13 protein-coding genes are annotated in these 26,241 nt (G+C 60.5%); 7 read left to right on the forward strand and 6 right to left on the reverse strand.

The features are described from left to right. Positions 1-64: 64 nt before the first annotated feature. The gene (locus tag QW863_RS17565) at positions 65-6,181 is read right to left on the reverse strand and encodes a DEAD/DEAH box helicase (RefSeq protein ID WP_315768066.1); all 6,117 of its coding nucleotides are present in this window, start codon (positions 6,179-6,181) and stop codon (positions 65-67) included. Positions 6,182-6,199: 18 nt separating this feature from the next. Continuing rightward, positions 6,200-9,667, reverse strand: a complete 3,468-nt coding sequence (locus QW863_RS17570; RefSeq protein WP_315715105.1) for an STY4851/ECs_5259 family protein — start codon at positions 9,665-9,667, stop codon at positions 6,200-6,202. 530 nt (positions 9,668-10,197) lie between these two features. Between QW863_RS17570 and zorA the strand changes: the two genes are divergently transcribed. Genes zorA through QW863_RS17590 form a run of 4 tightly spaced genes read left to right on the forward strand, consistent with a single transcriptional unit; the run spans position 10,198 to position 17,473 of the window. After that, on the forward strand, positions 10,198-12,183 hold the full coding sequence (zorA, locus tag QW863_RS17575; protein WP_315715104.1) for an anti-phage ZorAB system protein ZorA: 1,986 nt from the start codon (positions 10,198-10,200) through the stop codon (positions 12,181-12,183). Between the two features lie 13 nt (positions 12,184-12,196). Next, a complete protein-coding gene (locus QW863_RS17580; protein WP_315715103.1) occupies positions 12,197-13,075 on the forward strand; it encodes a flagellar motor protein MotB in 879 nt (292 codons plus the stop codon). A 32-nt stretch (positions 13,076-13,107) separates the two neighbouring features. After that, a complete protein-coding gene (locus QW863_RS17585; RefSeq protein WP_315768069.1) occupies positions 13,108-14,469 on the forward strand; it encodes an EH signature domain-containing protein in 1,362 nt (453 codons plus the stop codon). A 1-nt stretch (position 14,470) separates the two neighbouring features. Further along, the gene (locus tag QW863_RS17590) at positions 14,471-17,473 is read left to right on the forward strand and encodes a DEAD/DEAH box helicase (RefSeq protein ID WP_315715101.1); all 3,003 of its coding nucleotides are present in this window, start codon (positions 14,471-14,473) and stop codon (positions 17,471-17,473) included. Positions 17,474-17,513: 40 nt separating this feature from the next. Here the strand turns inward: QW863_RS17590 and QW863_RS17595 are convergent, their stop codons facing one another. The 3 genes from QW863_RS17595 to QW863_RS17605 form a co-directional block, all read right to left on the reverse strand. Next, positions 17,514-19,562: a 3'-5' exonuclease gene (locus tag QW863_RS17595; RefSeq protein WP_315768071.1), complete on the reverse strand. Its 2,049-nt coding sequence runs from the start codon at positions 19,560-19,562 to the stop codon at positions 17,514-17,516. Positions 19,563-19,903: 341 nt separating this feature from the next. Further along, positions 19,904-20,170: a conjugal transfer protein TraD gene (locus QW863_RS17600; protein ID WP_315715099.1), complete on the reverse strand. Its 267-nt coding sequence runs from the start codon at positions 20,168-20,170 to the stop codon at positions 19,904-19,906. A 1-nt stretch (position 20,171) separates the two neighbouring features. Then, positions 20,172-20,498 (reverse strand): conjugal transfer protein TraD, encoded by a 327-nt coding sequence (locus tag QW863_RS17605; protein ID WP_315715098.1) that lies wholly within the window; start codon positions 20,496-20,498, stop codon positions 20,172-20,174. A 171-nt stretch (positions 20,499-20,669) separates the two neighbouring features. Between QW863_RS17605 and traA the strand changes: the two genes are divergently transcribed. The 3 genes from traA (at position 20,670) to QW863_RS17620 (ending at position 25,228) form a co-directional block, all read left to right on the forward strand. Next, the gene (gene traA, locus QW863_RS17610) at positions 20,670-23,681 is read left to right on the forward strand and encodes a Ti-type conjugative transfer relaxase TraA (protein ID WP_315715097.1); all 3,012 of its coding nucleotides are present in this window, start codon (positions 20,670-20,672) and stop codon (positions 23,679-23,681) included. 128 nt (positions 23,682-23,809) lie between these two features. After that, complete coding sequence (locus tag QW863_RS17615) at positions 23,810-24,025, forward strand: helix-turn-helix transcriptional regulator (RefSeq protein WP_315715096.1); 216 nt, start codon at positions 23,810-23,812, stop codon at positions 24,023-24,025. 921 nt (positions 24,026-24,946) lie between these two features. Further along, positions 24,947-25,228, forward strand: coding sequence for a hypothetical protein (locus tag QW863_RS17620; RefSeq protein WP_315715095.1), 282 nt, complete (start codon positions 24,947-24,949; stop codon positions 25,226-25,228). Between the two features lie 218 nt (positions 25,229-25,446). Here QW863_RS17620 and QW863_RS17625 read toward each other — a convergent pair whose 3' ends face one another. Then, positions 25,447-26,040 (reverse strand): hypothetical protein, encoded by a 594-nt coding sequence (locus QW863_RS17625; RefSeq protein WP_315715094.1) that lies wholly within the window; start codon positions 26,038-26,040, stop codon positions 25,447-25,449. Between the last annotated feature and the right edge of the window lie 201 nt (positions 26,041-26,241).

Consider the following 26,241-nt stretch of genomic DNA (forward strand, 5'->3'; position numbering starts at 1 on the left):
AGCGGCGCAGCTGTGCGGCTTGATCGAGATTCCTCTTGAGTTCCAGTGTGGCCGCTTGATTGCCTCAGCTCGAAGCAGCGACAAGATAAGTCTGGCCGACACCTCTACGCTGAAGCATCGCGTTGAGAGTCGATAACCTCTTGGACTGAACGGCTGCACCGGCACTAAAATCAAATCTTACGGGAACATTCCTGGGCGGAGCCCAAGCGCCGAAGCCCTGATCCAGCACAATGGTCGCCTGGCGACCGTCTTGGAATTCAAGCCTGAGATACCGGCCATGCGGAACGTCCCTGTGGAGCAATATGACCCGAACGCCGCGCTCCTTCCCAAAAAGTTCGATCACGGCCTTCTGGTCCGCTGGGCTGAGCCAATCATGCGATATCTGCCACGGTTGTCCGCGCGAGCCACCCCTCGGTTGCCGCGTTTCAATAGATAGCAGAGCATCTCCGTTGCCTGATTTTGCGAAAATCTGACCGACGGTGTCGATCAACAGACGCGCGACGAGAGGGGACGAAACAAATGGATCTTGATACACAGCACGAGTAATACCCGACTTTGTCGATATTTCGCTGCTGGCCAGTAGCTTGAATAGTATTTCGGAAGCGAGTGCACCGAATGCCGCAAGATTGCAGTCGAGTTCCGAGCCGATTTGAATAAGTTGGGAGCCGGATCGGGGTAGAAGCGTATTGAGATCAATCAGCGCTGATTGTTTGACGAACGATCCTTGTCCACGCGCCAATGGCAGATTGGCAGGTTGGCCCCAAGCAGGTCCCGGAAGTCGCGGCTCTACATCACGTGCGGCCCAAATTGTACCTTCGTCGCCCAACGTATCGACGATCGCAAACGCGCATGCGCCATTTTTGAATGTGAGCGGCTCCTCCGCCATGAGTTTGATGTTGTGCTTTAGAGCAAAGTCGCGAAGGACAAGCTTCTCTGCCGGAGTTAGAGCCTGGATCAGCCTCGGTGAGATTGCCACTCTCACTGGATGTCCACGCATCGTCCAGTGAAGGAGCTGGGGAGCGAGTGGCCAGTCCTGCATCGCAGCCGGAACGCTACGATCGGGCAAGAAGACAGTCAGTGTTGAGCGCGCCGCGCGACGGAGCGAGCGGTCGATCTCGTCGAGCGGGGCGAGCGACAGGACGGCGCCGTCCGTAAAGCGGTCATCAATATCGAGCTCTGATGGAAAAATCAGATGGGCAAGCAAATATTGAAGGGCATTAATGCGATCCAACTCGCCTGGAGCAGTGGGCGCATCTGGCGTCAGCACGCAGGCTGCGCAACCCCGCTCACAGCCGGGGGTTTGGCAATCAAGAAGTTTTTCCGCGCGACCGATAACCGGTCGAAGCAGATACTCTAGGGCCACGGCAAAACCCGCCCCGCCCGCTGCACGATCGAATAAGAAGAGCGAGACCGCGTCCGCGCCGAGCGCATTCCTGGTGTGGCCGACAGCAAATCCCATCTCGTCGGCCTCGATGCCGAGTTCCTGCGCGAGCGATTCTCGCAGCGCGATCACAAGCGCGTTGGCAACCGCGCGCCGCATAGGGTGCTTCAGCTGCAGCTCAAATACGTCGGTGGTAATCTCAAGGCCCAGCGCTAGGTGACGCTTGATGCTGAATGGCTTATCATTGCCGGCGCAATAGTCTTCACCCCTTCGATAGCGCAGCGGCTTGTGATCAACGAGTGCCCGCGGCGGAGGGTGCACCTCTCTGTTGTCGGTGTCGGCTTCAGCCCGGCCACAATGCAAGCAAATGGCATACCCAAATTTTCCTGGGCCACCACGATTGGAATAATAAACGAGCCCCTCGCGGCTGCAGCGATAGCGACCCAGTTCGGGTGCAGGGAGAGTCCGCCATGCAGCATCGCGGGCAGAGACCATTGGATCTTCCGCGGGTACGAAAGAAAGCATGTTGGTATCGGCATGCGCCCGGACCCGAGGATCAACGGAAAATCCCGCCGGCCGAAGGAATTCTGTGCTGGCTGGCCGCTCGGATCCGCAGGATGGACAGAACTCTGGTGGGCCGTCGCGTCGAGTGTCGCTTGTACCACACTGCTCGCAGTGCCAGAAATGCCGCAGACTTTGAATCTCGGCCAGGTTCTCTTCGCTCGCCGGCCGCTTCCAGTTCAGCGTCACTCCCGCCGACTTGTGGACGAGTCCGTCAAGCACGACCTCCGATCCAGGTGCATAATCACGTATAGCGAGATCAAGCGACCGCTGCGGACCGACCGTCCGGAATTGGCGCGCTCCGTCCTGAGCAGCATCTTGAGGGGGCTTGTATTCCTTACCAGGCAGGAATGAAACCACGTCGGTCGGGAAGCCGTGACCCGGCAGGAAGCCTCGGTCCGCCAAGCTGCCAAGCAGGAATTCTCCGCACATTCGCTTCAACTCCAGGCCCATCCGTGACCTGCCTGCATCCTGCAAGCCCTCGTCTTTTGCAAGACCTATTAGCCCGTTCCATTCGGCGACAAAGTTATCCGACAATGCGCCAATTGCATTCCTGGTATCTTCGACGAGCCTTTGATCCCCCTCGAGGATCGAGCGCTGGGTCAGGATCGTCAGACTCTCCGTATGTTCTCGGGCTGTTGCGGGCTGCTCGAGCCACGCGATGAAGGTTTCGACAGGTCGATCCGACTTTGAGGGCCGCGCTTCCCTCGGGTCTGCCGGACAACCGAGGAAGACACCGATTTGCATCTTCAGCGCGTCGCCGACGCGCTCGCGGAAGAAGCATCCAAGAAGGAACGCATTGATGTGACGCTGCACGATCGGTCGGCTGCTCAACGTGACCTTTGGTGCGGCGATCGTGCTGCGCAAGAAGGTCTGTGGATCCCGGAATGCCTCGCTGTCCAGTGGGCGATCCTTGCAGAATGTGAAGGCCATCGCCACGTCTTGCCCCCGCCGACCAGCACGACCAACCCGCTGTCGGTAGTTTGCGATCGATGGTGGTACGTTGGTCATCATGACCGACGACACCGAGCCGATGTCGACACCCATCTCCATCGTTGTCGAGCAGCTCAAAATGTTGATTCTGCCTGCCTTAAAATCCCGCTCGTAGCGACGTAGCCGGACGCTGTCTTGCTGCGCGGAATGCTCGGCCGAGCGGGCATAGTTGGCAAACAGCGCGATCCGATCGGAGATGTTGTTCCAAGCTCCCCTCGCTCTAAGCTCCTGGATAACTTGATCACTGGCTATCCATTGACGAGTGACCTCGCGCGCTTTGCCCAGATCGGCAAGTCCCATCACGCTTTCGGGGTGCCGCGGCATAGCGACGGGAGCAGCCTTTCGGCGATCCGGTGCATGCTCTTCGAGGCCGTACGGAGTCAGCCCGAACGGCGCCCGGTCCAACAAGCGGTGCGTGACTGGACAGTAAAATGCATCGACAATTGGCGCAACATAGGCCTTTGAAAAGTCATAGACGCGCCGTTCTGGATCGGCGCCGAAAGTGAACGAGACCTGCGTCCATGCGGCGTGAAGAGCCTCGTCGAGGTCTGACCTCTCAGCAGGATCGCTAAGATTGAACCCCACCCCCTGCACCAGAAATGCGACCGGCCGGGATCGAGTATACGCGCGGAAGAAGCCGTTCGGCCAAGCTTGAAGCGTTCTGTCACCATTGGTCTGGGCGTCCGGGCCAACGAGCGAGGTTAGCCTGACCTTCGGCGATATCCAGTGCTGCATCTCCCGGGAGATGGAGACGGCGCTATTCGCCCTCACGAACCAGGTCAGCACCGAGTCCAAATAGGCTCGCCAGTCCTCAATGGTCCCTCCCTTGCGCCGAAAGCCTTTAGGTAGATGCGTCTCGTTGAGCCGGTCGATGGAGGGATTGCGAAGCCGGGCGATTCCGAGGACTTCAACCGAGTTGGCCCGTCGCGGCCGGCGCGCAAACTCGCGCAGTAGGAGAAACTCTGCGATCTTAGATGGCGCCGAGAAAAGCTCTTCATCACGGGCCTGCCAAACCCCCTTGATCCACTCGGCGACCTCAATCCTTGCCGCCAAACGGTCCACGAGCTCGGGCCAAGAAATGCCATCGCTGTTCCCGAAAGCAAGTTCAGCAAGTCTGCACTTTCGCTTCGCTATCTCTGTCGTTAGTAGTTCCAGGCGCGTCTGCTTGTAAGCCTCCTCGTATTTCTCAATCTCGGTTGTTAGGTTGACCCGCTCCTCGTCTGCCCCGATGGGGGGCTGCATCGAAGACTGCACCTGATGGTAGATAAAGGAGCGTACGAAGTTCCGCTCCGATTCGACCTGCAGTTTGGCTGCCATTCGGGCCGTGCCTTGCCGCGAGTCGGTAAACGAAAGAAGTCTCCTTCCGCCGGAAGGCAATTTCTCTCCTGCTTCTGATTTTGCCGGCTCTATGCCCTCGAGCAGAATGGGTGCCGCGTTGCTCAGGATAAATGGCGCCCCGAACCGCAGGGGCCGAATCAACTCGGACGCGCCCTGACCCGCAGGATTGCAGTGAGGGCAGGCCCGCGGGCCGCCATGATCCTCTGCGAGCAGTGACACGCCATCTTCGGCAGCCGCATCCACAACGCGCCAATTGCCCCGTCTGTCCAACCAGAACGGTCGCGCGGAAGACGTTGGATTCGCCGCAAAGAGTCGATCCACGATCAGAATCGGTTCCCGTTCAGCTTCCGCGGCAGCGTCGCCGCTATCGTCCTCATCGCGGCCAGCATCAATTTCGCGCTCGCTGTCGAATGCGAACTCATCTCGTGGCGGAGTGCGCATCGGCGCCGATAGACGAGATCCTGATTCAACCCCCTCAAGATAGGCTTCACCACATTCGCAGCAGCTAACGACCTCCAACACCGGCGCCGCGCAGGAAGGGCACTGGTCGGCGCGCTCAGGCAGGATGCGCCCGAATGGCCAATTCGGAGAACGACCCGCGCAATCGGGATTGATGCAACTCCAAAAGCCAGGTACGGCTCGCTCAAATGCATGAATGCGGATCGGCGCCAGGCGCTCCTGATCTCCTTCCGCCGTCGTGCTTGCAGCCCGCGCCATGGCCAGCGCGAGATCGTCCTCAGCGATACCGTAGGAGTTTGCAGCGTCTCTGAAGTCTGAAAGAGGCACACTGCCATTGAAAAGTCGCTCAACCAGGCGCCAAACCTTCGGGTCGCGGCCAAGGAGTTCATAGAGCTGATTGGGTTCGGCGTCACGAATGGCGGGCAAGCGACCACTGAACTGACCCGATGGCCGCATCGGCATTTGCCGCAGGCCCTCGATGACCTGGACCTGGCCGTCCGGAATGCCGGCGACGTCGGCAAGAAATTGTTGAAGCTGCTGGCGGACATTCTCCCCCGATCCAATCGTTGCGGACGTCGCAATGAATCGGACTGTTTCCGGCTGAACATCAAATGCACGCAGTACGCGACGCAAGAGCAGGGCGATCTCGGCCGCAGCCGCCCCTACGAGCGAATGTGCCTCATCAAGAACGATCCACTTGAGCGCGCCTCTCGATAGGTCGATGATCGGCTGGTCTTCTGTGCGAACCAGCATGTACTCGAGCATCGTCACGTTGGTGACGAGCAGGGGAGGCGGGTTGGCGCGGAATTGCACGCGATCGATAATCTGTTCCGGAGTGCGCCGACGTTCGGATTCCTTCTCAGAGGACGGAAGGTTTCCGTTGTAGAGACAAAAGCGAATTTTCCCGCCGAACGGTCTCGTCCATGCTGAAAGACGCTCGCGCTGACTTTCAATCAGTGCGTTCAGGGGATAGAGCATGATCGCTTGCACCCCTGTGATCGGATCCCGTGTCCCGCGCGCTTGGGCGGCAAGGTCATTCAGAATTGGAAATAGGAAGCACTCGGTCTTTCCGGAGCCCGTACCCGATGTCACCAGCACGGATTGCGGATCTTTGGCCGAAAGGATTTGCCAGGTCTCGGCCTGATGACGAAAGGGCTTGCGCGTTCGTGGAAACCGGTATTCGTGATCATCAGGCAACCCATCCAATGCCTTCACCAGGTCAGGGTGCAGGGATGACCCTACTAGGGCCTCCATCGTATGGTTGACAGAAACAAAGGGATGGGCGCCTTCGATCATCGGCTCCTGCAGCAATGCGCCGATCGCCGGATCATCGCCGGACAGCAGTCCGCGCAAGATCCGTTTCAGCCCCTCGTGTGACAGCCCGGATTGTGCGATAATCGCTTCCGCGGAGCGCTGCTTGATTTCGTGTAGCGTTTCGAACTGCGTCATCTCAATCCGGGACCATTCTTAGCTGTAGAAGTCGACCAGACGGCGCCAGGCCATCGAAACATAGGCCGGGTCCTCGCGGAGCGTACGTCGCGCGAGCAGCGCCATCTCGCGATCAAGCGAGATCCTCCCTCTGGCGCTCGCTGCCAGGAGAACCGGCGCAAAGAGACCCGCAAAGTCCGCATGAGATTTGGTTTCAATCTCGCCGGGAAGTCTTAGGCCCTTCGACCGCAATCGGTCGGCATAGTCATTTTGCGGCTCGTCACTGCGACTGGACTGAGAAACGATATAGCCATTTGTCAAGTCACTAAGCGACGGCGTCTCCTTTGAATTCTTTAAATCCGTCCCCGACAGACCGGCGAGCCCGAAGATCTTTTCAAGGGCTGGTTCCAGTTCAGTCAGTTCGTCGCGAAGGCGGCGAAGCCGCGCGGCGGCTTCGCCGGCAGCTCTCTCCGGGCCGAAGACATCTTTGAGCGCTTGTGCAAAAGATATGTAATCGTTCTGTAGCGCGCTTTGCCATGCAGACATGGGCAAGCCGAGCCAGAGAAACGGAAGCTCATTCTGCAGCGACCAGACGGTGCCCTGCTCCTCGGCGTCGCGAGCATTCAGCAGTAGGCAAACCAAGGCCTCAGGGTTTGATGGCAATAGCTTCAACGCGTCAAACGCGCTGGGAGGTAGACCATTTAGATTGGTCGCTACGTCTAGCAACCAGGTGAGGTCGTCACTTTTGTTTTGTACGCGCGCCAACTTTGACAGCGCTGCCGCAATTTCTCGTTGACGAACGTTGAAATCCGCAATCGTGAGCGTTGATACCAGATCCCCACCATACATCGCGGGCATTCCCGGTCGCATGATCGGGACCGGTCGCGATACGACGTCTACGCCATCCCGCAGATAGATGATGCAAAGACCTTTGCAGCGCTCGGGTATACGCCATCGTCCATCACTCTCGGGTTCAAGCGCGTGCTCTCGCCGCGGATCTAGGATCATCTTCGCGACTGGGACAGCTCTCAGAGAATTAGTCGGGAGGGAATATCGCACGATACCCGCTTCAATCGTGAGCTTGTCCAGTCGATATCGGCTGATTCGGATTGGTGGACGATTGTCACCGATGAATTCGAGCTCCACGAGGTCGTCCTGACCTGGCAACGTGGCAAGCATCTCGTCAATCGAGCTTCGCAATGTCCCGAGAGGAAGCTCGCCATCGACATCCGTTCTCAGTCCAGTCGATTTTGCTCCCTTCGGCGCGAGATGAATGCCTTTGCGATGAGGTGATATAGCTAACGCCCCGCGTAGCGAGCTGAAGTCGATCCGGGAGCCAGGCGTAACGAGAGAGCTGTTGGCAAGAGCGATGGCCGCGTTGCGGCCGACGAGCGAAACGACCACCTCAAGGGCAGGACCGGCCGGCGGCCGTAATCGCATCGGAAGACGATATGTCGGGCGTCCGGCGAATCGAAACCAGAGTGTAGATGCATCCGCCTGCCCAACGGTGCAGTCTGCGTCCCGAAGGGATGCCGACCACCCAGCAAGGCCTTGAAGACGTAGCTCGCCGCTGACTGCGTCCTTCAGAACACCGCTTATGCGCGCTCCGCCCGGAACAAGCGCGAGCAGGCGCTTCTCGATCTGAAAATTGGCAGTTGGATCACGCCAGGAGAGCTCGATTAGGCCGACTCCCTGGAGGGGTCCGGACAGCGCCCCCCATTTGCCACCCGGGCATCGAACGAACAATTCGCCACTCACAGGCGGCCGAGGCTGCCTTCCCTGCTCTCGGATCCGCACATAGGCAGGTGTTGGCACAAGCTCGCAACGATCATCGGCGAGATCGATCTCCGCCGCCGTCACGGAGCTGATTTCGAGGTCACGGTCGACGCCGTCCGTATCTGGTTCCACTTTGAAACGACTGGATTCGAAATCTCCGCTCGAAAAGTAGGTCGCTCCAGCGACACAAACGAGCCGGCGTCCCAGCGAAGAGATCAATGTTTCAGTGACTGAGGTCTCAGAGGACGGCTCCACAATCCATTCGGCAGGAACCAATGCGTAAAGTGTCTTCGCCGGCGAGCTCACCGAGCCAGCCCGCAAGAATCGGAGCAGCGGTTCCTGAGGTGTCGATCCCTCGTCCTGTTGGAACACCAGGATATCAGACCGCAGGGCTTCACCTCCTGGCCAAGTCCAGTGGCACGGCGCATGATCGGGCGAGGTCACGGTCGTATTGACCGGTGCACTGAATGGAAAGCCCGTCAGGAGCTTGCCTGTCCGCGCGAAGGGACGGACACGCCAAAGCCGAGGTTCTCCGACAGGAGGCTCCATCAGCGCCAGCTCGCCAGTGAGGTGATTGCCAAGCTCTCCCATTGGAATGACCCGCGCTCGGCTCTGGCCCGATAGCTCCGGCAATTTCGACGCCTGAATTTCGCCATCGGCCAATATCTGCACCGCAGGAAGCCATTCGCCGCCCCTCTTAACCAGATAGCGCCTGACCTCGACGCCGTGAGTGACCGGACCGCTCATTCTCTCGTTGAGCAACCCGGTCAGAAGCTCGGCTGCGAGCGCCTCGTCTTCAGCTGGGAGATAGATCGGCAGTTCCTCGCGCCAGCCCGGGCATTTCGCATCGAGCATCAATGTATTTCGGACGCCGGGGGCACCTTCATTCTCTGCGATATGCCGAAGCAGCAAAAGGCTCTCCGCGAGTTCAGAGCACAGCGCGACGAACTCATCGCGCTGATACCCCTTACGCATACGCCCGCGTTCTTCCTCAGCAATCGCGAGAACCTCGTCTTCGGTACTCACTTTCGACGCGATCGCCCTGCGCATGATGATCCGAAGGTAATCCTTCAGCCAGCCCCGTTCGCCCTCGGCTAGAATCCTGACGGGAAAGCCTCCTTCGAGGGCCAGCGTCAGCAAGAACTCGCGCCCGTGCGGACCTCGCCGGAGCTCGCGGCGCCAGAATTTCAAACCCAGGAGGGTCAATTGCTGTTTGTTGGAGTAGGCAAGCCAGGGAAAAATGTCTGGAGCCAGGTCATCCCAGCGGTGAAATGTGGAGTTGGATTCACGCCTGAACCATTCGGCGCCAAATGAAACGAACATCGCACCTGAATGACGATCTGGATTCGCTAGACGACCCGTCGCCGCAAGTTGCCGAAGGATGCCCTTTGCGTCTTCATATTCGCCATCAGTCATCCGATAGCGATAAAGCGGCCGCTGATCGGGTTCAGCCAACCTCCTGGCATTCAGAAATGTCCAGATCCATTCGCCTAGCGAGCTCCTGGGTCGTCTGGTTATTGGGTCCGTGGCTACAGAAGCTGACTTAGAGAAGCGCGCTTTCGCCACCTCCATGTGTAGTTCGGAGGCCTGATCGCTGTCTCGTTTCTTCAGCTCGTGGTTCAGGGCTTCGAGAACGTTCGGATCATCACCTTGCTGCTCAAAAATCTCAGCAAGGCGCTTGTCACCCAGCTGCGAAAGATCAGTAAGGCTATCCCCCGAGGCGCCGGACATCTCACACTCTCCCTAAGGTAGAATGCACGAACCCGTCGGGAAAGAAAGCGGGTCCCGACATGTTTTGGGGGGAAATATAGCTTGGGGGCGTCCCTCTTTTGTCCAACGTCTTGGCATCCACATACCAGTGAAAGCCCGCGAGACGCGAAGGCTTCATGCGATGCATTTTCATCCGAGACTGCTTTGGCAGCGGCACGGAGATGGGGAGACAATACGTTGCTGTTGCTTTCAGTCTCCTACTCCTGACGGGATGCCACTTATCTGAGACTCAGACCCACCAATGGCGCCACGTGGGCTGGATCAGAGATAGCTGCGACCACCCGATAGCAAGGCCCGAGCAAAGACGATCCCATCTTCGGAAGCGGTGGCCGTGTTGTTGGTGGGCCTGCCTGTAAGCCCCTGCAATACCTTGCCATATCGGCCCAGAAGTTTTCCCCTCCGATGTGGCGGCCACGCGCATGTTCGCAACAACGGTTGTCCTTTAAGCCCTCTACTCGTAAGCTGCTGAAAAGGTCGATGGGGGGTTCAGGTTGAGAGTCTTCGCGTCAGCAACGCTGTGGAGCGGTATAGTTCGTTTTTTGCTGTTCTGGAGCCTCGTGGGCTTTGGGCTGACTGCCGTTTCCCACATAACGCCGTACTCGAACTGGCAGCTTGTCGATAGCGTTTTGAACGAGGTTCGTGCCGGTGATATCGACCATGTCGCCGAGCAAAGCTTCGCGTTCGCACTGTCCTCGGCAATTGTTCAGCTCGCGCTCGCCTTTGCATTCGCGATCTTCGTTGCGCATGTGCTGCTGCTTCGGGCCGCCCTCTACACCGCGAAACGGGATCTCGGCCCGGACAGAGATCTTCGCGGATTCGCGACAAGATTCGACGCCATTTCTGAGAGGCTTGCGCAAAACGCGATCGTTCGACATGCTTGGCGCCAATTCGAGCAGACTGCCATCCGCAGGGACGACGCTGTACACAACACCGTTCGTCCCCAGAACTTCATAAACTTGGCCGACGCGCGCGAATACCTTTTTGGCCTGAAGATGATGGGCTCGATCCCAGGCTTCTTCGTCGGCCTCGGCCTGCTGCTCACGTTCATCGGGTTGGTGCTCGCTCTAAACAAGGCGGCGGCGAGCACCGGGGCCCACTCGGCCGAAGCAATGACGAACTCCTTAAGCGAATTGCTGGCGGCCGCCACGTTCAAGTTCTCGACATCGATTGCAGGCCTCGGATCCTCACTACTTCTTTCTCTGCTGTTTCGCTCATATCAGATTTGGATCGAAGGGGCCTTCAATGGATTTGGGCGGGCGCTCGAAGAGCGGATGATATTCCAGCCGCCGCAGCGGGTCGCTGCCGACTCGTTGAACGTGCTTGCGGCCCAGCGCGATGAGCTCAAGCAGATCAACAGCGAGGGCTTCTTTGCGCGCCTTGGCGATACCGTCGCTCCGCGACTCCAGCACGCCATGCAAGATGCAATCAGCCCCATTTCTGAGACCCTGGATCGCACCGTGAAAACGCTCGCCCAGACGTCGCAGACCGGGGTCGACGATCTGGTCCGTACCTTTATGGAAAGCCTCAACCAGGGGGCCGGCCGCGAGCTGACAGAGGTCGCCCGGACGCTGACCGGACTAAGAGAAAGTATCGAGCGGACGCAGAAGGACCTCGCTGGCTCAGGCAACGACTTCTCGAGCAACCTCGCGAAGGCTGCCGATACCATGACCCAAGTCGTCACCGACGCAGCGCGGGCGCTCGGCGGCTCCGCTACGGGGGTCGCCGGAGCCGTGGACGCCGCAATGGCGAGCGTCGTCGAAAAGCTGGAGGCGCAGACCTCCGCGTTCGGAACAGGACTCGCGACACTCCAAGCCGACATCGGCGGACAGATGCGAGAGAGCGCACGCGTGTCGCGCGAAGCAGGCCAAGAGACCGCGGCGGTTGTGCTCTCGAGCATGCGCGAAGTGGTCGCGAGTTTGCGTGACGACATCGGACAGCTATCGGGCACTATTCGCGCGGTCTCAGGCGCCATTGCCGGCCAAACGGATCAGATTAATGCCGTCACCGCTCGCTCGCGCGACACCGCAGACGCTTTCGGCCGAGCGGCCAGCGATGTCCGTTCGGCCAGTCAGCCGCTGCTCGTTCATTCGGAGCGCGTCGCCAACTCCACCGACCGCATGGCAGCTTCTATCGAGAGCTCCGTCGGAGCGTTGTCGGTGGCAGAGGACGCCGCTCGCTCCGTCGCGGAACAGCTTTCCGCCCATCTCACTCAGATCGGGCGCGTCTGGGACCAGTACGAGGCGCGCTTCAAGAACGTAGACGAGGACTTCGGTAAGGCGGCAGACCGTTTCCATACGGAGGTATCACGTCATCAGGAAGCGATGCGAGACTTCGTCAAGGACATCGATGAACATACGAAGGAGATCCTGAGCAAAGTTAGCAGCGCCGTGGCAGGCCTCAACGAGAGCGTTGAAGCGCTGCATGAAACGATGGATGGCTTTCTCAGAACGTTTCCTCCAGCCCAAGCGGCAGAATAGAGGATGAATTGTAATGGCTCTTGAACAGGACGCAGGTGCGTCAGAGTTCAACCAGGGCGAAAACTATTTCGTTTCCATGACCGACATGATGGTCGGAATGCTGTTTATCTTCATCATCCTTCTCATGAGCTTCGCTTTGGCATTCAGGCAGCAGACAGACACGCAAGAAGTCAAGACCCAGGAGCAACAGGACAAGATCGAAGTTGCCAAGGAGGTCGGGCGAAAGCTTGATGAGCTCGAAACGCGTATTAGCCGGCGCATGCACGAAATTCAGGAGGCAAGTCAACTCCGCTCGCGCCTCCTGACAGAGCTTCAGATCCAGCTGCGTCGAGAAGGCTTGGCCGTCGAAGTCGTCGACTCCAGCGGCGTGCTTCGACTGACCGAAGAGGCCGTTCTGTTTCGCTCAAACGATACTACTCTCTTTGGGCAAGCAAAGACCAACGTCGATAAGATCGCGCGCGTGCTCGGGCGTATTCTGCCTCCATATGCGGCCTGTCTAATGACGCAGTCCGGCCCCTCATGTCCGAAGAAGAGCGCCCCCTCTCTAGAGACTGTTTTCGTCGAAGGCCATACGGATAGTACTGGTCCTGACGATTCGAACTGGACATTTTCGACGTATCGAGCCGCGAATACATACCGCGAGCTGATGGCGGCATCGCCAGATCTAAGACAGATGCTCAATAGGGCTCAGGAAGAGATCTTCTCGGTCGCTGGATACTCCTCGACGCGCCCCGTCGATTCTGCGGCCAACGACATTGCTCGAAAGAAAAATCGCCGAATCGATCTGCGCTTCGTGATGGACACGGATCCATCGCCAGGGCTGCAAGACATGCGTGCGTTGCTCCTGAGCATGCGAACAACGATCCAGGAACTCCGGGGTTCGCCACCATGAGCTTGCGCGGAGCCCTCGCCGGTGGACGGCTTATGGTACAGCCCTTGCCAGCCACCAGCCGCACTGCCCGTCTTGCGGCGGCCCTTTCGGCAACCGGCATAGGAATGGACAGGAGGCCGACGGCCGATCTTAACACCGTGGCGGATCGGTTCATTCTATCAATGCGAAAGGGCGACGAGCCCGTTCCCGGCGATTGGAATAAGATCGCGTGGTGCCTTTGGACGACGCGACCGGCGATTGCCGAGCATGACCAAGCGCTCGATGCGGTACTCGGTCGAGTGGCCCGCATGGAACGGGCGAGACCCTATCGCCAGCTTGCATCGGCGTACCTTGCCGATTTCGCACCCGATCGACCGCGCCTTGATCGCGTCGCGGGCGTTCTTGCCGCCTTCGCACCGAAAGCAGGAAGCCCCTGGGACCGTGCACAAACAAAATTCGGCATTTTCGACTGGAGGGAAGGGGCATTTCGGATTGCACGTACAGCGTTAAACGAGGAAAGGAACGTGCAACAACTTCTTGAATCGGCAGGTCTCGGCGGCGCACTGCGTGAAGGCGGCTTTGCCAAGACGGTTCACGACATCGGGCTGCATCACCTCTGCGGGACGACGGTGACGAGCGCCACTAGTCGCCTGGAAATCATCCGCCGCTGGTGCCTTCGAGCGGATGACACGTTCATTTTCAAAGATTGCAGCGCAGGCTTGGCTCGAGCCGTCGTTCTCCCGTTTGGCGATCGCGTCCCGCCCGCCGTCGATCGTGATCTCCTGGTCGGCTTTCTCGTCGGCAAGTTCGGCGACCCGAGGGTGGCCCCTGGCCGTTGGATCGGAATGGACGATGTCGCAGAGATCTTGAAGCGCTGGCTTACCGAGCAGTCGCTACGGCAATTCTTCGACGTGCTCGACAAGATCGCCCAACCGTCTCATTGGCGCTATCGTCGCGCATTCTGGCAAGCGTACTTCGATCATAAGCCGTCGCTGATCCGAAATGCCTGGGTCGTGTTTGGCTCTGATGGGGCTGCGGAAGCAAAGCGTTCCTTTGGGGATGCCGTTCGGTTCGGAGTTTTCCGCAGTGGCGGGCGCAAGCAGGTGCTCCGCGGACACGCGGTCTTGCTGATGGATCTCGGTCAGTGCGTCGTCGCGGATTGGAGCCACACCGGATATTGCACAATATGGCCAAACTCAGACCCGACTCGGCCAAGGAATATGAACGCCGAAAGCTACACGACGAGCGATGTCGGGCGCCCGCTTCCTAAGGACCTGAGCGAAGCCAATCTCAATCGGCACGACATGTTCAGCCATGTCGGATCGGAAAACTACGTTTGGCAGGACCGTGTCGCGGGCCGGCTCCTGGAAATGATCGGCGTACGGATCCCGCAGTACGCATACCGTGTGCGCTGACATGGCGGCCCGCTTTCGCAGCCGGATCGATCTGAACGGCATTCACGTCTCGCTGGTGCACGCGTCGATTTTCGGCAAGAAATCACCAATTCGCTACGCTGACTGGGACGATATTGCGAACGATCGCCGCGTGCTCAGAAATGTCAAAGACCTAGTTGAAGACGGCGCGGCCACGGCTACGGACACTGAGGTGCTGCTGCCATCGGTGGTGGCTGCGACGCTCAGCCCTGAGATCGCCGATGGCATCGGCCTTCCCCCGCTCGTTCCCCTCGGCCTTGCTGTCGCGTTGGACGGACGGATCGAAAGCCCCGAGGGGCGCATTCATCTACGCTGGACGGACAGATCCGGCCGGCAGCTACGACCGGAACGAACGGGAGTCCTCTTACGATGGGGCGAGCAGGCGGCTCGTCTTTCCGCTCCGCTATACCGTGTTGCGGAGGCTGCCGAAGCATATAACCGAACGAAGGGGCGCCCAATTGACGAGCGCGTGGCCGGCTGGATGCCGATGCAAACGGCCTTAGCCGCGGCTACCGACACCGAGGTACAGCGCGACGGCTACCTCGGCACGTTCACGCTATATCAGGCTGGCTCGTTCGCGTTGGATATTCAGCAGGTCGAGGAGGGCATCGACTTCACGCCGATCCTTATGAGCCGCCAAAAGCCGGCCTCACTGCTCGACGAGGCGCCGGCCGACGACTTGCGCGATCGCCTCAATCCGTCGGGGGAATCCTACACTGGCTCCGAGCTGCGTGATCCCCTCAGCGACGCTTTGCTCTCCTCCGAAGACCATCGAGCTTTCCTCGAGCAGGCAATCAGAAAATCAGGTGCTACGAAGGACGCCTATGTGCTGGGAAAAAACCGTTACGTTCTAATCGATGCCGCGTTGAAACGCGCGCTCGACGTCGTAAAAGCCAAACGGAGTGGCCCTCAGGAAGAGCGCCTTGCGTTCCTACGCAATCCGCGTGCAGTCCTCTGCGAAGCTCTCGGGTCGGACACCGACGAAACTTCGACGGCCATCCTTTTCATCGACACAAAGAACTATTCCGACCGCGTCGATAGTCTGGGCATTTGGCAGCGGCCGTACCTGCCATGGCTCACGCGGGCACCAAATCAATGGCTACCCGAAGCCGGCTGGGTCGCCGACGGATCGCCGGTCGATCCGCCGCCGCTCAGCGTCGATGAGCTCAAGAAACTCGAAGACGAGGTGGAAGCGGCGGAGGCAAGGGGCGATCCACACGTCGTCATACGCGGCATCCCCATCCCCCTGGACGCAGCCCCGAAAGTCCTGGAGGACGAGCGACGACGGACCGCGACCGCAACGGATCACGTCAAAGTCGGTTCGGCCAAGGCCGACTCCAAGCCAGCGGAGCGGCTCGTACTGGTGATCAAGAAGACCAATTTCGATGGCAAGGACTATTTTCTAGCCTTGAGGCGCCGCGAAGCGCTGATTGAACCAACTCCGCCGACGGATCGTATGGGTCAAACACCGCTAAAACTTCACCAACACGAGGGTTTCCGCTGGCTGGTGAGTGCTTGGCGGGCGGGTTGGCCTGGTGTGCTCCTCGCGGATGATATGGGCCTGGGCAAGACTTATCAGACACTCGCCTTCCTAGCGTGGATCAAGAGCAATTCTCGGAACGCGAGACGACGCGGCATCGGGTCGGTGGCCGACGGGCCTTTACTCGTGGTCGCGCCCACGGCACTTCTCAAGAACTGGGAAAGGGAATGTGCCGAGCGCCTGTCGGTCGTTGGCCTCGGCCAGCGGATCGACGCGTACGGCCATGCGCTGCGAAAGATCAAGCTCGACCCTTCGCATCGCGACGAGCCGGGGGAGACACTCGATGTGGCGAAGCTGCGCGGCTCGGATTGGATATTGACAACCTACGAGACGCTGACCGATCACGAGCGCGCGTTTGCGAGAATACCCTATGCCGTCGTCGTGTTCGATGAAATGCAGAAGGTAAAGGCGCCGGACACGCTCAACACCAAGGCAGCGAGAACACTCAACGCCGACTTTGTCTTGGGATTGACTGGAACACCGATCGAGAACCGGATGGAAGACCTGTGGTGCATCTTCGACCGCCTTGTTCCGGGCTACCTTGATGACCTCAAGACCTTTTCGAGGACGTACCGTGAAGATGCGCCCGACAAGCTGACCGAGCTCAAGAAGGCGCTCGACACGCCAATTGACGGGGCTCCCGCGGTGATGAAGCGGAGGATGAAAGTCGACATTCTAGACGGCTTGCCCAACAAGCGCGAACAGAAATACGCCACCCCGATGCCTCCGGAACAGGCGCAGGCCTATCGCGAGCTGATCGCTGAAGCGCATAAGGGCGACAAACGGGCGCCCGGATTCATGCTTCGTATTCTGCACGAGATGCGCGGAATCTCCTTGCACCCGCACGATCCTGCCGGCGCCGACACGTCCGAGAGGCTGCGATTCGAAGCGTTCGCTCGCCAGTCGGCCCGATTGTCGACCACGATGCAGATCTTGCGAGAAATTGCGCAAAGACGCGAGAAGGCGCTGGTATTCATCGAAGATATCGCCATGCAGGAGGTCGTCTCGAAGGGCGCCGCAAGGTTATTCGACCTCGAACGTAGGCCAGCGATCATTAACGGTGGAACACCTGGCGAAAAGCGTTTGGCAATCGTCGATGCTTTCGAGCTATCGCGGGACGGTTTCGGTTTGCTCGTACTCTCACCGAAGGCAGCCGGCGTCGGTCTGAACATCGTCTCCGCCAACCACGTGATCCACCTAAGCCGGTGGTGGAATCCGGCCGTCGAAGATCAATGCAATGATCGTGTCTATCGCATCGGCCAGACAAAGGCTGTCACGATCCATCTGCCTATGGCGGTCCATCCCGACTTTCCGGGGGGATCGTTCGACGAGGCGCTTGATCGCCTCATCGAGAAGAAGCGCCAGCTTTCACGGCATATGCTGGCACCGCCAACGAGCCAAGGCGACGTCGAGACTTTGTTCGGCGGAGCGGTTCCGGGGTCGTAGACGCACCCCAGTGGGTGGAAACGCGGCGCTGCAGCGATGGCTACTTTGTAACGTGGCGGATGAAGCGTGAGGGCTCGTCTGACCACGAGACGAGCAGTTGGTCGCGCGCCCGCGTGCAACCGACATAGAGAAGGCTCAGCTCGCGTTCTTCGATTAGCCGTTTCGCCTCTGGCTCCTTCGCCGCGTCAAGCGCCTGGTGCAAGGGCAGTTGCGCGTCGTTGCACGACACGACGGCTACCGCTCGAAACTCGAGCCCTTTCGCAGAATGAAGCGTGGCCAGCGTTACGGTTCCCCCCTCAATCTCCTGATCCACCGACAGCCAGGCGCAGTTCAGGCCGACGCGGGCGAGTGCCGGTCTAGCACGCTCCTCCAGCGCTTTCCGGGTGCGGGCGAATATCGCGATCTCGGCTGGAGCGATGCCTCGCTCGCGGGCCGCCGCGAGCCAAGTTGCCAAAATTTCGATCTCGCCGGAAAGATCTGCCGCGCTCCTGATTTCCGGGTCCGGACCGCGCAACAAAGACAGCGTCTCGCGTTCCTCCGCTACGTCGTCTACCTCAGTCACGTGCGCCGGCAGAAGACCATTCGAGAAGCGGTGGATTTCGGCGCTGGTTCGGTAATTGACTTTGAGACGCTGCGCACGGCCGCGGACGTCGACACCAGCCGCAAACCAAGAGAACGGCCACCGAAAAATGCGCTGCCCGACATCTCCGGCGAAGAACAGTGCCCGTGGGCCCGGCGTCGCGAGCGCCGCAATGAGCCGCAACTCACGCGGCCCGAGATCCTGTGCCTCGTCGACGACCACATGCTGAAATGGCCGCGTACCCGCGGCATCGATGCGCTCCCGCAAGCGGTCGCAAACCTGGCCGAATGTGTGCAAGTTACGGGCTGCCAAGCCGCCAATCACGCCGGCGAACACGTCCCATAGTCGCCTCCGGATCCGTGACGACAGCGCCATACCACGCCCTATGCGTGGTATGTCGCGATAGCCCTCAAACGACGAAATGCCCCAGAAGTCGATCACCGTATCCCATTCGGCACGGAGAAATGGGTCGTCGAACGCGGCGTCTAGATTGCCGCGAGACTCGGCGATCAACTGATCGATCGTGCGGTCATCCGCGATGGTCAGTTTTCCGAAGCGTGACGCATGCCCATGCGCGTAGGCGTGAAGGTGGGCGACATCGACCCGAGCGCGCGCGCTGGAAGCAGGACCGAGCAATGTGTCCATGCCCTCCGACAGCCGCGAGGCCAGCACCTTTGAGAAGGTCGTTAGCAGGATGCGGCCGCCTTGCGACTGATGGGCAAGATTCGCGGCACGATGCATTGCCACGACGCTCTTGCCGGTGCCGGCGGCACCGCATACGCGTGCCGGTCCATTGAAATTCCGGACGACCGCTGCCCGCTGCGACGGGTGGAGAAACACCAGCCATTCGGCCCAAGGCTTTTCCAGCGCCTGCGCAAGTGCCTCCTCGTCAGTCGCCACCCAAAAACGGCGCTGCGCATCGGGATGGGAGAACGGATCAGCGATACTAAGGTCGGCCGGACGGGCAGCTGGCCGTTGTCCCGTTGCCAGCGCCCAGAGCGCCTCGCGAGCCTCCTCCGGCAAGCGAGGCAGCAGATCGAGGAAGCCGTCATCGTCGACACCGCGCAGGAGATCGAGATAGCTTGCAGGAACCCCAAGACTCAGCAGGTAGGCCGGATCCTCGTTCGCAAGAATGCCTGGACGTGGTACTTCTCGCGTGACGACCCGGATCTCCTCGCGGACAATCTCCGCGATCTCGACGATCTGCGCGGCGCCGGTGGTCGCGTGCACCTCGAACTTGCGTCGCTCCGCCCACGCATAGGCATCGTCATGATGCCCGACGTAGCAGAATATTGACCGACCGCCGTCCTTGAAAACAACGATCCTGAGATCGCGGTTGACCCGAACCGTCCAAAATCGCTTGTCGCGCGCCCGGTCAATCCGGTGCAGCGAAAGACCGGGCCGTGTCGCATCGGCCAGGTAGTCGAACGCAACCTGCTTCGCTGCCGCCTGCTCGGCGGCCGGCAGACGATCGAGGCTGCGATTGAATGTCAGGGCGAGCTCGAGCATCACACCGCAAACACCTTGAGCACCAAATCCCTATAGTGGTTGATCAACTTGACGGCAATCTTGCCTGTCTATCGGCACCCTCCGACGGTTGCTTTTAGGCTGGCGTGAAACAGTGTTCGACATTTGTTCCGGAATTATTGATCTCGGCTTCGCGAGCCTGCGCCGGACAGAGCAACGCCAAAGCGGATCGACGGCAAGAGCGGATTCCTTCTGCTGCGATCGCATTCGCAGATGAGTTTGGCGCATCGTGAATTCGGCCGCCGCCGCTTCCCGCACCAGTCGCATTATCCAGTGTCGCTCCGGGCGTGCAGTCGCTCAGCTGATATGCGATTTGTGGCGCGTCAGCGACGAACTGCTGGAACACTTCGATCTGTCTCCTTGTATGTTGCCGGGTCGGCCTCGAACGCCTGCTTCCCCTTTGCGGCCCACAGCGCTCGCGCCCGTTCGCCATGACTGCCTCTGAGCTTGTCGGCCATCCAAAGCAACGCGCCGAGGACGGTGGCCCGATCATCGCCGGTCAGGTCCACTATGCCGGCTTTGACGACGAGCCCGCCGAGTTCGATGAGTTGCCGCGTCCGCTTGCGGCGCTCGACCTGCCACGTGCGCATGTCATGCCGCGCCCTTGCGGACTGATGCCGGTTGCGCGCTGCCCGGTTGCGCCAGAGGGCCGTCCGTGTCGCGGACAGTTGCCGGTGCATTTCGCCGCGCTCGTCCCTGAAAAAACATGGCCCCGCGCCTGGCCCAAGCCTCCTTCTTTCCGGCATCTTTCGTCTCAGTCAGCACGATCAGGCCGCCCGCCAGTTCATCGACGCTGAGGCCATCTGCCCCGGTGGCGATGACCAGTTCACCGAGCTGCTGCACTTTACGGCTCTTGAGGTCACGCGCCTTGTCCCCAAGCGCCTTGAGTTCGGTATCAAAGTCCCGTGGTTTGCGCATCGTCGTCTCCGTCGGTGTGAATGGAAAAATGATAGTCGAGCATCCGACGCAATGCTGTAGGGTTGCCAGGATGGGCTGAGACGGTGCGGTCCCTCCTGAGATTTTTTCGAGGGAGGGCGCGCTTATACGTCGTTCCGACGTTCGCTTCGCCGTGTAGATGATCCGGTCGCGATGGCGATCTATCATCTTCACGTCAAGGTCATTGGCCGCAAGGCCGGGAGCAGCGCGGTGGCTTCGGCGGCCTACCGCTCAGCGTCGCGGCTGCGCGACGAACGGCTTGGCCGTGATCAGGACTTTTCCGGCAAGCGCGGCGTCGTCCATTCCGAGGTGTTGCTGCCAGAGTACGCGCCGGAGGCCTGGGCCGATCGCGAGCGGCTTTGGAACGATGTCGAGGCCTGCGAACTCCGGAAGGATGCCCAGCTTGCCCGCGAGGTCGAGCTCGCCCTTCCGCGCGAGATGAGTCAGGCGCAGGGCATCGAGCTCGCCCGCGACTTCGTTCGGGGCGAGTTCGTCGGCCTCGGCATGATCGCCGATCTCAATGTGCATTGGGACAGGGCCGAGGACGGACTGGCCAAACCTCATGCCCATGTCATGCTGACGATGCGCGCGGTCGACGAGAACGGCTTTGGCCGGAAGGTGCGGGACTGGAACCGCGCCGAGATGGTCGAGCGCTGGCGCGAACGCTGGGCCGAGCTCGCCAATGAACGGCTGGCCGAGCTCGACATCGATGCGCGGGTCGACCATCGGAGTCTGGAGGCCCAGGGCATAGCACTGGAGCCGCAAAGCCAGATCGGCGCCCCCGCCAAACGCATCGAGGTTGGGGGGATTGATGGCGAACGGATGGAAGCCGACCGCGCTGAGATGCACCGCGAGATCGCACGGAACAATGGCGCGCGAATTATCGCCGATCCCTCGCTTGGACTGGACGCCATCACCCAGCAGCAATCGACCTTCACACGCCGCGACCTAACAAGGTTTGCGCACCGGCACAGTGACGGCCTCGACCAGTTCAACCAGGTCATGAGCGCGATGCAGCGAGCGCCGGATCTGGTCGAACTCGGCAGGGACGGCCGCGGCGAGGATCGATTCACCACCCGCGGAATGATCGCGGCCGAACAGCGCCTGTACCGGGCTGCTGAACGGATGGCGGAACGAGAGCGCCATCAGGTTCGCGACGTGAACCGCCGAGCCGCTTTGGCGCGAGGGGGATCGCGCGGCCTGGTGCTTTCAGGCGAGCAGGCAGACGCGCTGGCACTCATCACGAACGGACGTGATCTCAGCGTCGTGGTCGGCCATGCCGGGACGGGAAAGAGCGCGATGCTGGGGGTAGCGCGGGAGGCGTGGGAAGCAGCCGGCTTCGATGTCCAGGGCGTCGCGCTGTCCGGCATTGCCGCAGAAAACCTCAAGAGCGGATCGGGCATTGCGTCGCGCACAATCGCCAGCCTGGAGCATGGCTGGGAACAAGGCCGTGATCTGCTCAGGTCGAGCGATGTGCTGGTGATCGATGAGGCCGGCATGGTCGGCACGCGCCAGCTCGAGCGCGTGCTGTCCCATGCTGCCGAGGCTGGCGCAAAGGTGGTGCTGGTCGGCGATCCGCAACAATTGCAGGCCATCGAGGCAGGCGCAGCGTTCCGCTCCATCCATGAGCGTCACGGCGGCGCTGAGATCGGTGAAGTACGCCGTCAACGGGAGGACTGGCAGCGCGACGCCACACACGATCTAGCGACCGGCAAAGTGGGCCATGCGCTCGAAGTCTACCGCGCTCACGGCATGGTGCACGAGGCCCAGACCCGCGAGCAGGCGCGCGGCGATCTGATCGAGCGCTGGGACCGCGACCGGCAGGCGTCACCGGACCGGAGCCGAATCATACTCACCCACACCAACGACGAAGTCCGCATCCTCAACGAGGCGGCGCGGGAACGGATGCGGGCTGCCGGCGATCTGGGCGACGAGGTGGGTGTAACAGTCGAGCGCGGTGCGCGAATCTTCGCGAGCGGGGACCGCGTCATGTTCCTGCAGAACGAGCGCGGCCTTGGCGTGAAGAACGGCACGCTCGGGACGGTCGAACAGGTCAGCGCGCAATCCATGACCGTACAGGTCGACGATGGTCGGTCTGTGCGCTTCGAACTCAAGGATTACGACCGGATCGATCATGGCTATGCCGCGACGATCCACAAGGCGCAGGGCATGACGGTTGACCGCGCCCATGTGCTGGCGACGCCCGGGATGGACGCCCATAGCAGCTATGTCGCCCTGTCGCGGCACCGCGATTGGGTGGAGCTGCACTATGGCCACGATGATTTTGCCCGTCAGGACCGGCTTGTCCGTGCCCTGTCGCGCGATCGCGCCAAGGATATGGCCTCGGACTACAACCGCCCCAATCCGGTCCAGAGCTACGCCGAGCGGCGTGGCATCACGCTCCGAGAGCGCGTGGCCGAGATCGTGCGCAAGGTCGTGGACGTGAAGCTGCGCGACATGTTCGACGGCCTGCGCGTCCTTGGAGACGTGCCCGGCCGGGATAGCGGGCGAAGACCCGAGCAGGGATCGCCGGAAAGGGAAAACAGCGCTACAGCCGCCGGCCGCCGCGGAGCCGAAATGCCGGCAAGGAACGTGGCGCAAGATCCCGAAGTGGAAGCGCGTCGCGGCCGGACCCGGGCGCTCGTGCGCCATGCCCGCGCCGTGGACGCGATCTTCAAGGCACAGGAGACGGGTGGCAGGGCCAGTCCCGAGCAGGTGAAAGAGCTGCAGAAGGCCCGCCAAGCCTTCGAAGAGGTGCGTCCGTTTGGCTCGCGCGATGCCGAGGCCGCCTACAAGAAGAACCCGGAGTTCGCCCGCGACGCGGCGGACGGCCGGGTCAATCGCGCCATCCGCGCGCTCCAGCTCGAAACCGAACTCCGAAGCGATCCGGGTCGTCGCGCCGACCACTTCGTCGAGCGATGGCGGAAGCTCGACCAGGCCAGCCATCGCCTGTACCAGGCGGGCGACTGGTCTGGCTACAAGGCCAACCGCTCGGTAATGGGCGACATGGCCAAGAGCCTCGAACGCGATCCGCAACTGGAATCTATCCTCGCCAACCGCAAGCGGGAACTCGGTATCGCGTTCGAATCAGGCCGCAGGCTCGGTCATGAATTGGCTTTCGCCCATGGCATCGACCTCGGCAGGGGCCGGGGCCTAGGAATTTGAATCATCTCGTTTGCCGCCGGCTCTACGCTATACCTAGCAACTTGCGAGATCCTCTTGTCCGTCCGCAGCCGCTAGGCCTCTCTGGTCTCATAAGCCCTCAACAACAGCCAGCAAGAGGCAGCGCGGCCATGCGCGAACCAGACCGTATCATTCGGCTAAAGACCGTCCTCACCAGGACTGGTCTGTCCCGATCTACCATCTACCGCAAGATCGCGGAGGGCACCTTCCCGGCCCAGCTCAAAATCAGCAGCAACGGCTCGGGCTGGCGTGAATCCGATGTCAACCGCTGGATCGCAGATCCTCTTGGGTGGCGTCCCGAGGGCGGGTCTCCAAGAGCCAGGTGACCCCTACGGCCCGTCCTTTAACCGGCGGCACGGCGTAGAGACTGTCGCTCACGCATCGTTTCTTCGTCCGCCCTTAATTCCGATCGCGAACCCTTCCTGCGCCAGTGTATCCGAAACCCCGAGTTCATCCCTGACGCTCTTCCATTTCCGCATCGACTACCACTCAGCTGTGCCTAGGGGAGCGGTAGTCTCTAAGTTCAGACCGAGCAACTTTGGAAATATTCGCCTCCGATCGGAGAAAGCGATCGAAAGGCCTCCAAGGATGCGCTGCTCGTCTTGTAGCCTGATAGGAAGTCAAGTGGCCAAAGATGCGATCAAAGTCGGCGGCACGACCCGTACGAGCTCTATGGTGAGTGATTGGGCTGTCACTATCGGTTGCAGCGACGCCGAGGTCAGGTACCACTTTGAGCGGAAATTGACCCAGGGGACGCGCACTTTCGATGGAAACGCTTCCTCCGGCTTTCGCGACAACGACTGCAACCGCCCAGACGCTACACCAGATTGTTTCCATATCCTTATCTCGTCCTACATCGCGCGCGTCGGTCGGATTGCCGATACCTACGGCCCTTACCTGCATGATGTCCGCCTGCGATCCACCTGAAAGCTCGACCCCATACCCTGGAGTAGCCAGCTTTCGGGGAACGCCCCGGCCGCCCGCGACCCACGCCGTCATCATTCCCTCGGAGGCCTCATAGCCGAGGCTCGCGAGCCCGTCCAAGACGGCGCGTCGCCGCTCCTCCGCGGCCATAGAGCGGACCTCCGGTCGGGCCACGCCCTCCCTTCGTCCCGCTCCCGCCGGCGCTCTCTCATCCTGATTGTCGCTGGGTTCTCACCTTGATTGTCGCCGCGCGCGCCTAGGCCGGTTTCATCTCCGACAGCTCGACATGGTCCCCAGCAAGGTCCCGTTAGAGGCGCTAGCTCGTGTCCGACTTTAATCGCAGCGCTGAGATCGAGAAGCAGACTGTCAGCACTAAGTGCCCGCCGGGCGCGTGGCTCAGCCTCGAGAGCCGCAATCCGGGCGGAAAAAGGACTCTGCTCGATCCCAAGGCCAGCAAGTTCGCCGAGGAGCTTGTCCACCTTCAAAAGAGCTTGGTCGTCGCCTGCGCCGCCTTGCTGGGCAGTCCACTCCTCGAGCGTGATACGATGGCCGGCGGCACCGGACCGATCGGCGAGCGCCCGCTGACGCTGGGTGACGCTGGGTGACGCCTTCGGAGCGATCCGCTGGCTGATGCAGCATTAGCCCCTTGTTAGCCGCCTTGTTCAGACTCTCAGTGATGCTGCGGGAGCCGTAAGCTCGCATCGAAGATCGACCGGAATTTCGATGTGTGAAGTTCCCCACCAGTGGCAGGGAAGCGGACTCGGCACGCCTCTGATCACCCTTGCGCTTCACTTCAGATTCCGTGGCCCTTTCGGCGCGTCGCTCAGTATTGGCGTTCAAATACGAGATTTCCGCAATAGCTTTCTGATTGAAGGTTCGTGAGCCTATCCGCGTCGAGCGCGCGGCCAGTTTCGCCGCGCCCGCCGATTATCCGATCGATATCCGACTGATCAATCGTCCCACTACGTTTGCAGGTCGAAGTCCAAATTTCGATAGTCGTCTCGAGGCGGGACAGGCTGCGGCGGCACATTGAGACAACTCCTGCACGGATAACCATCCGATTGACGACGGCGCCGCGCGACGCGTCGACCGTCTCCATGTACTGCAACAGAGGTCCGGCGTGTTTCCGCCGGTCGGCGGCGGTTGGCGCGACATAGCACTTCGAGTCAAACACGTCAGGGGGACGGCCCTGAGCGATTACTCCGGCGCCTACACGTCCGGCCATAAGGATCTCGCCAACAGCGTGGGCGCTGTAACGGTAAATCTCTGGTACCAGCCCAGCCCAATGTTCTGCAACGCCCGGCGGACTTACGGTTTTCAAGACGTTCGTGGCCAATTCCGCCAGATCAGGCAAAAATCCCGATTCAGATGGTCCACCCTGCGCGAGAAGCGACGAGATATGACTATTAGAAATCATCACAACTTCAGGTGTTTAACTTGCATCCCGGTTTCGCAAGACTTGACACTGCGTGCGTTCCGTATTGAGGTCGAACTTTCTCGGAATGCGTGTGTAAGGATATTTAGCCACGTTCAATACTAGGTCAGTGGGGACTGCCGCCAAACGTTTCGTCAGACACCGGCTAGGTCCAAATGGCTCCATGAAGCTCTGCAGCTCAGG

The sequence above is a fragment of the Bradyrhizobium sp. SZCCHNR1017 genome (genome assembly GCF_032381375.1).
GTDB lineage: Bacteria > Pseudomonadota > Alphaproteobacteria > Rhizobiales > Xanthobacteraceae > Bradyrhizobium.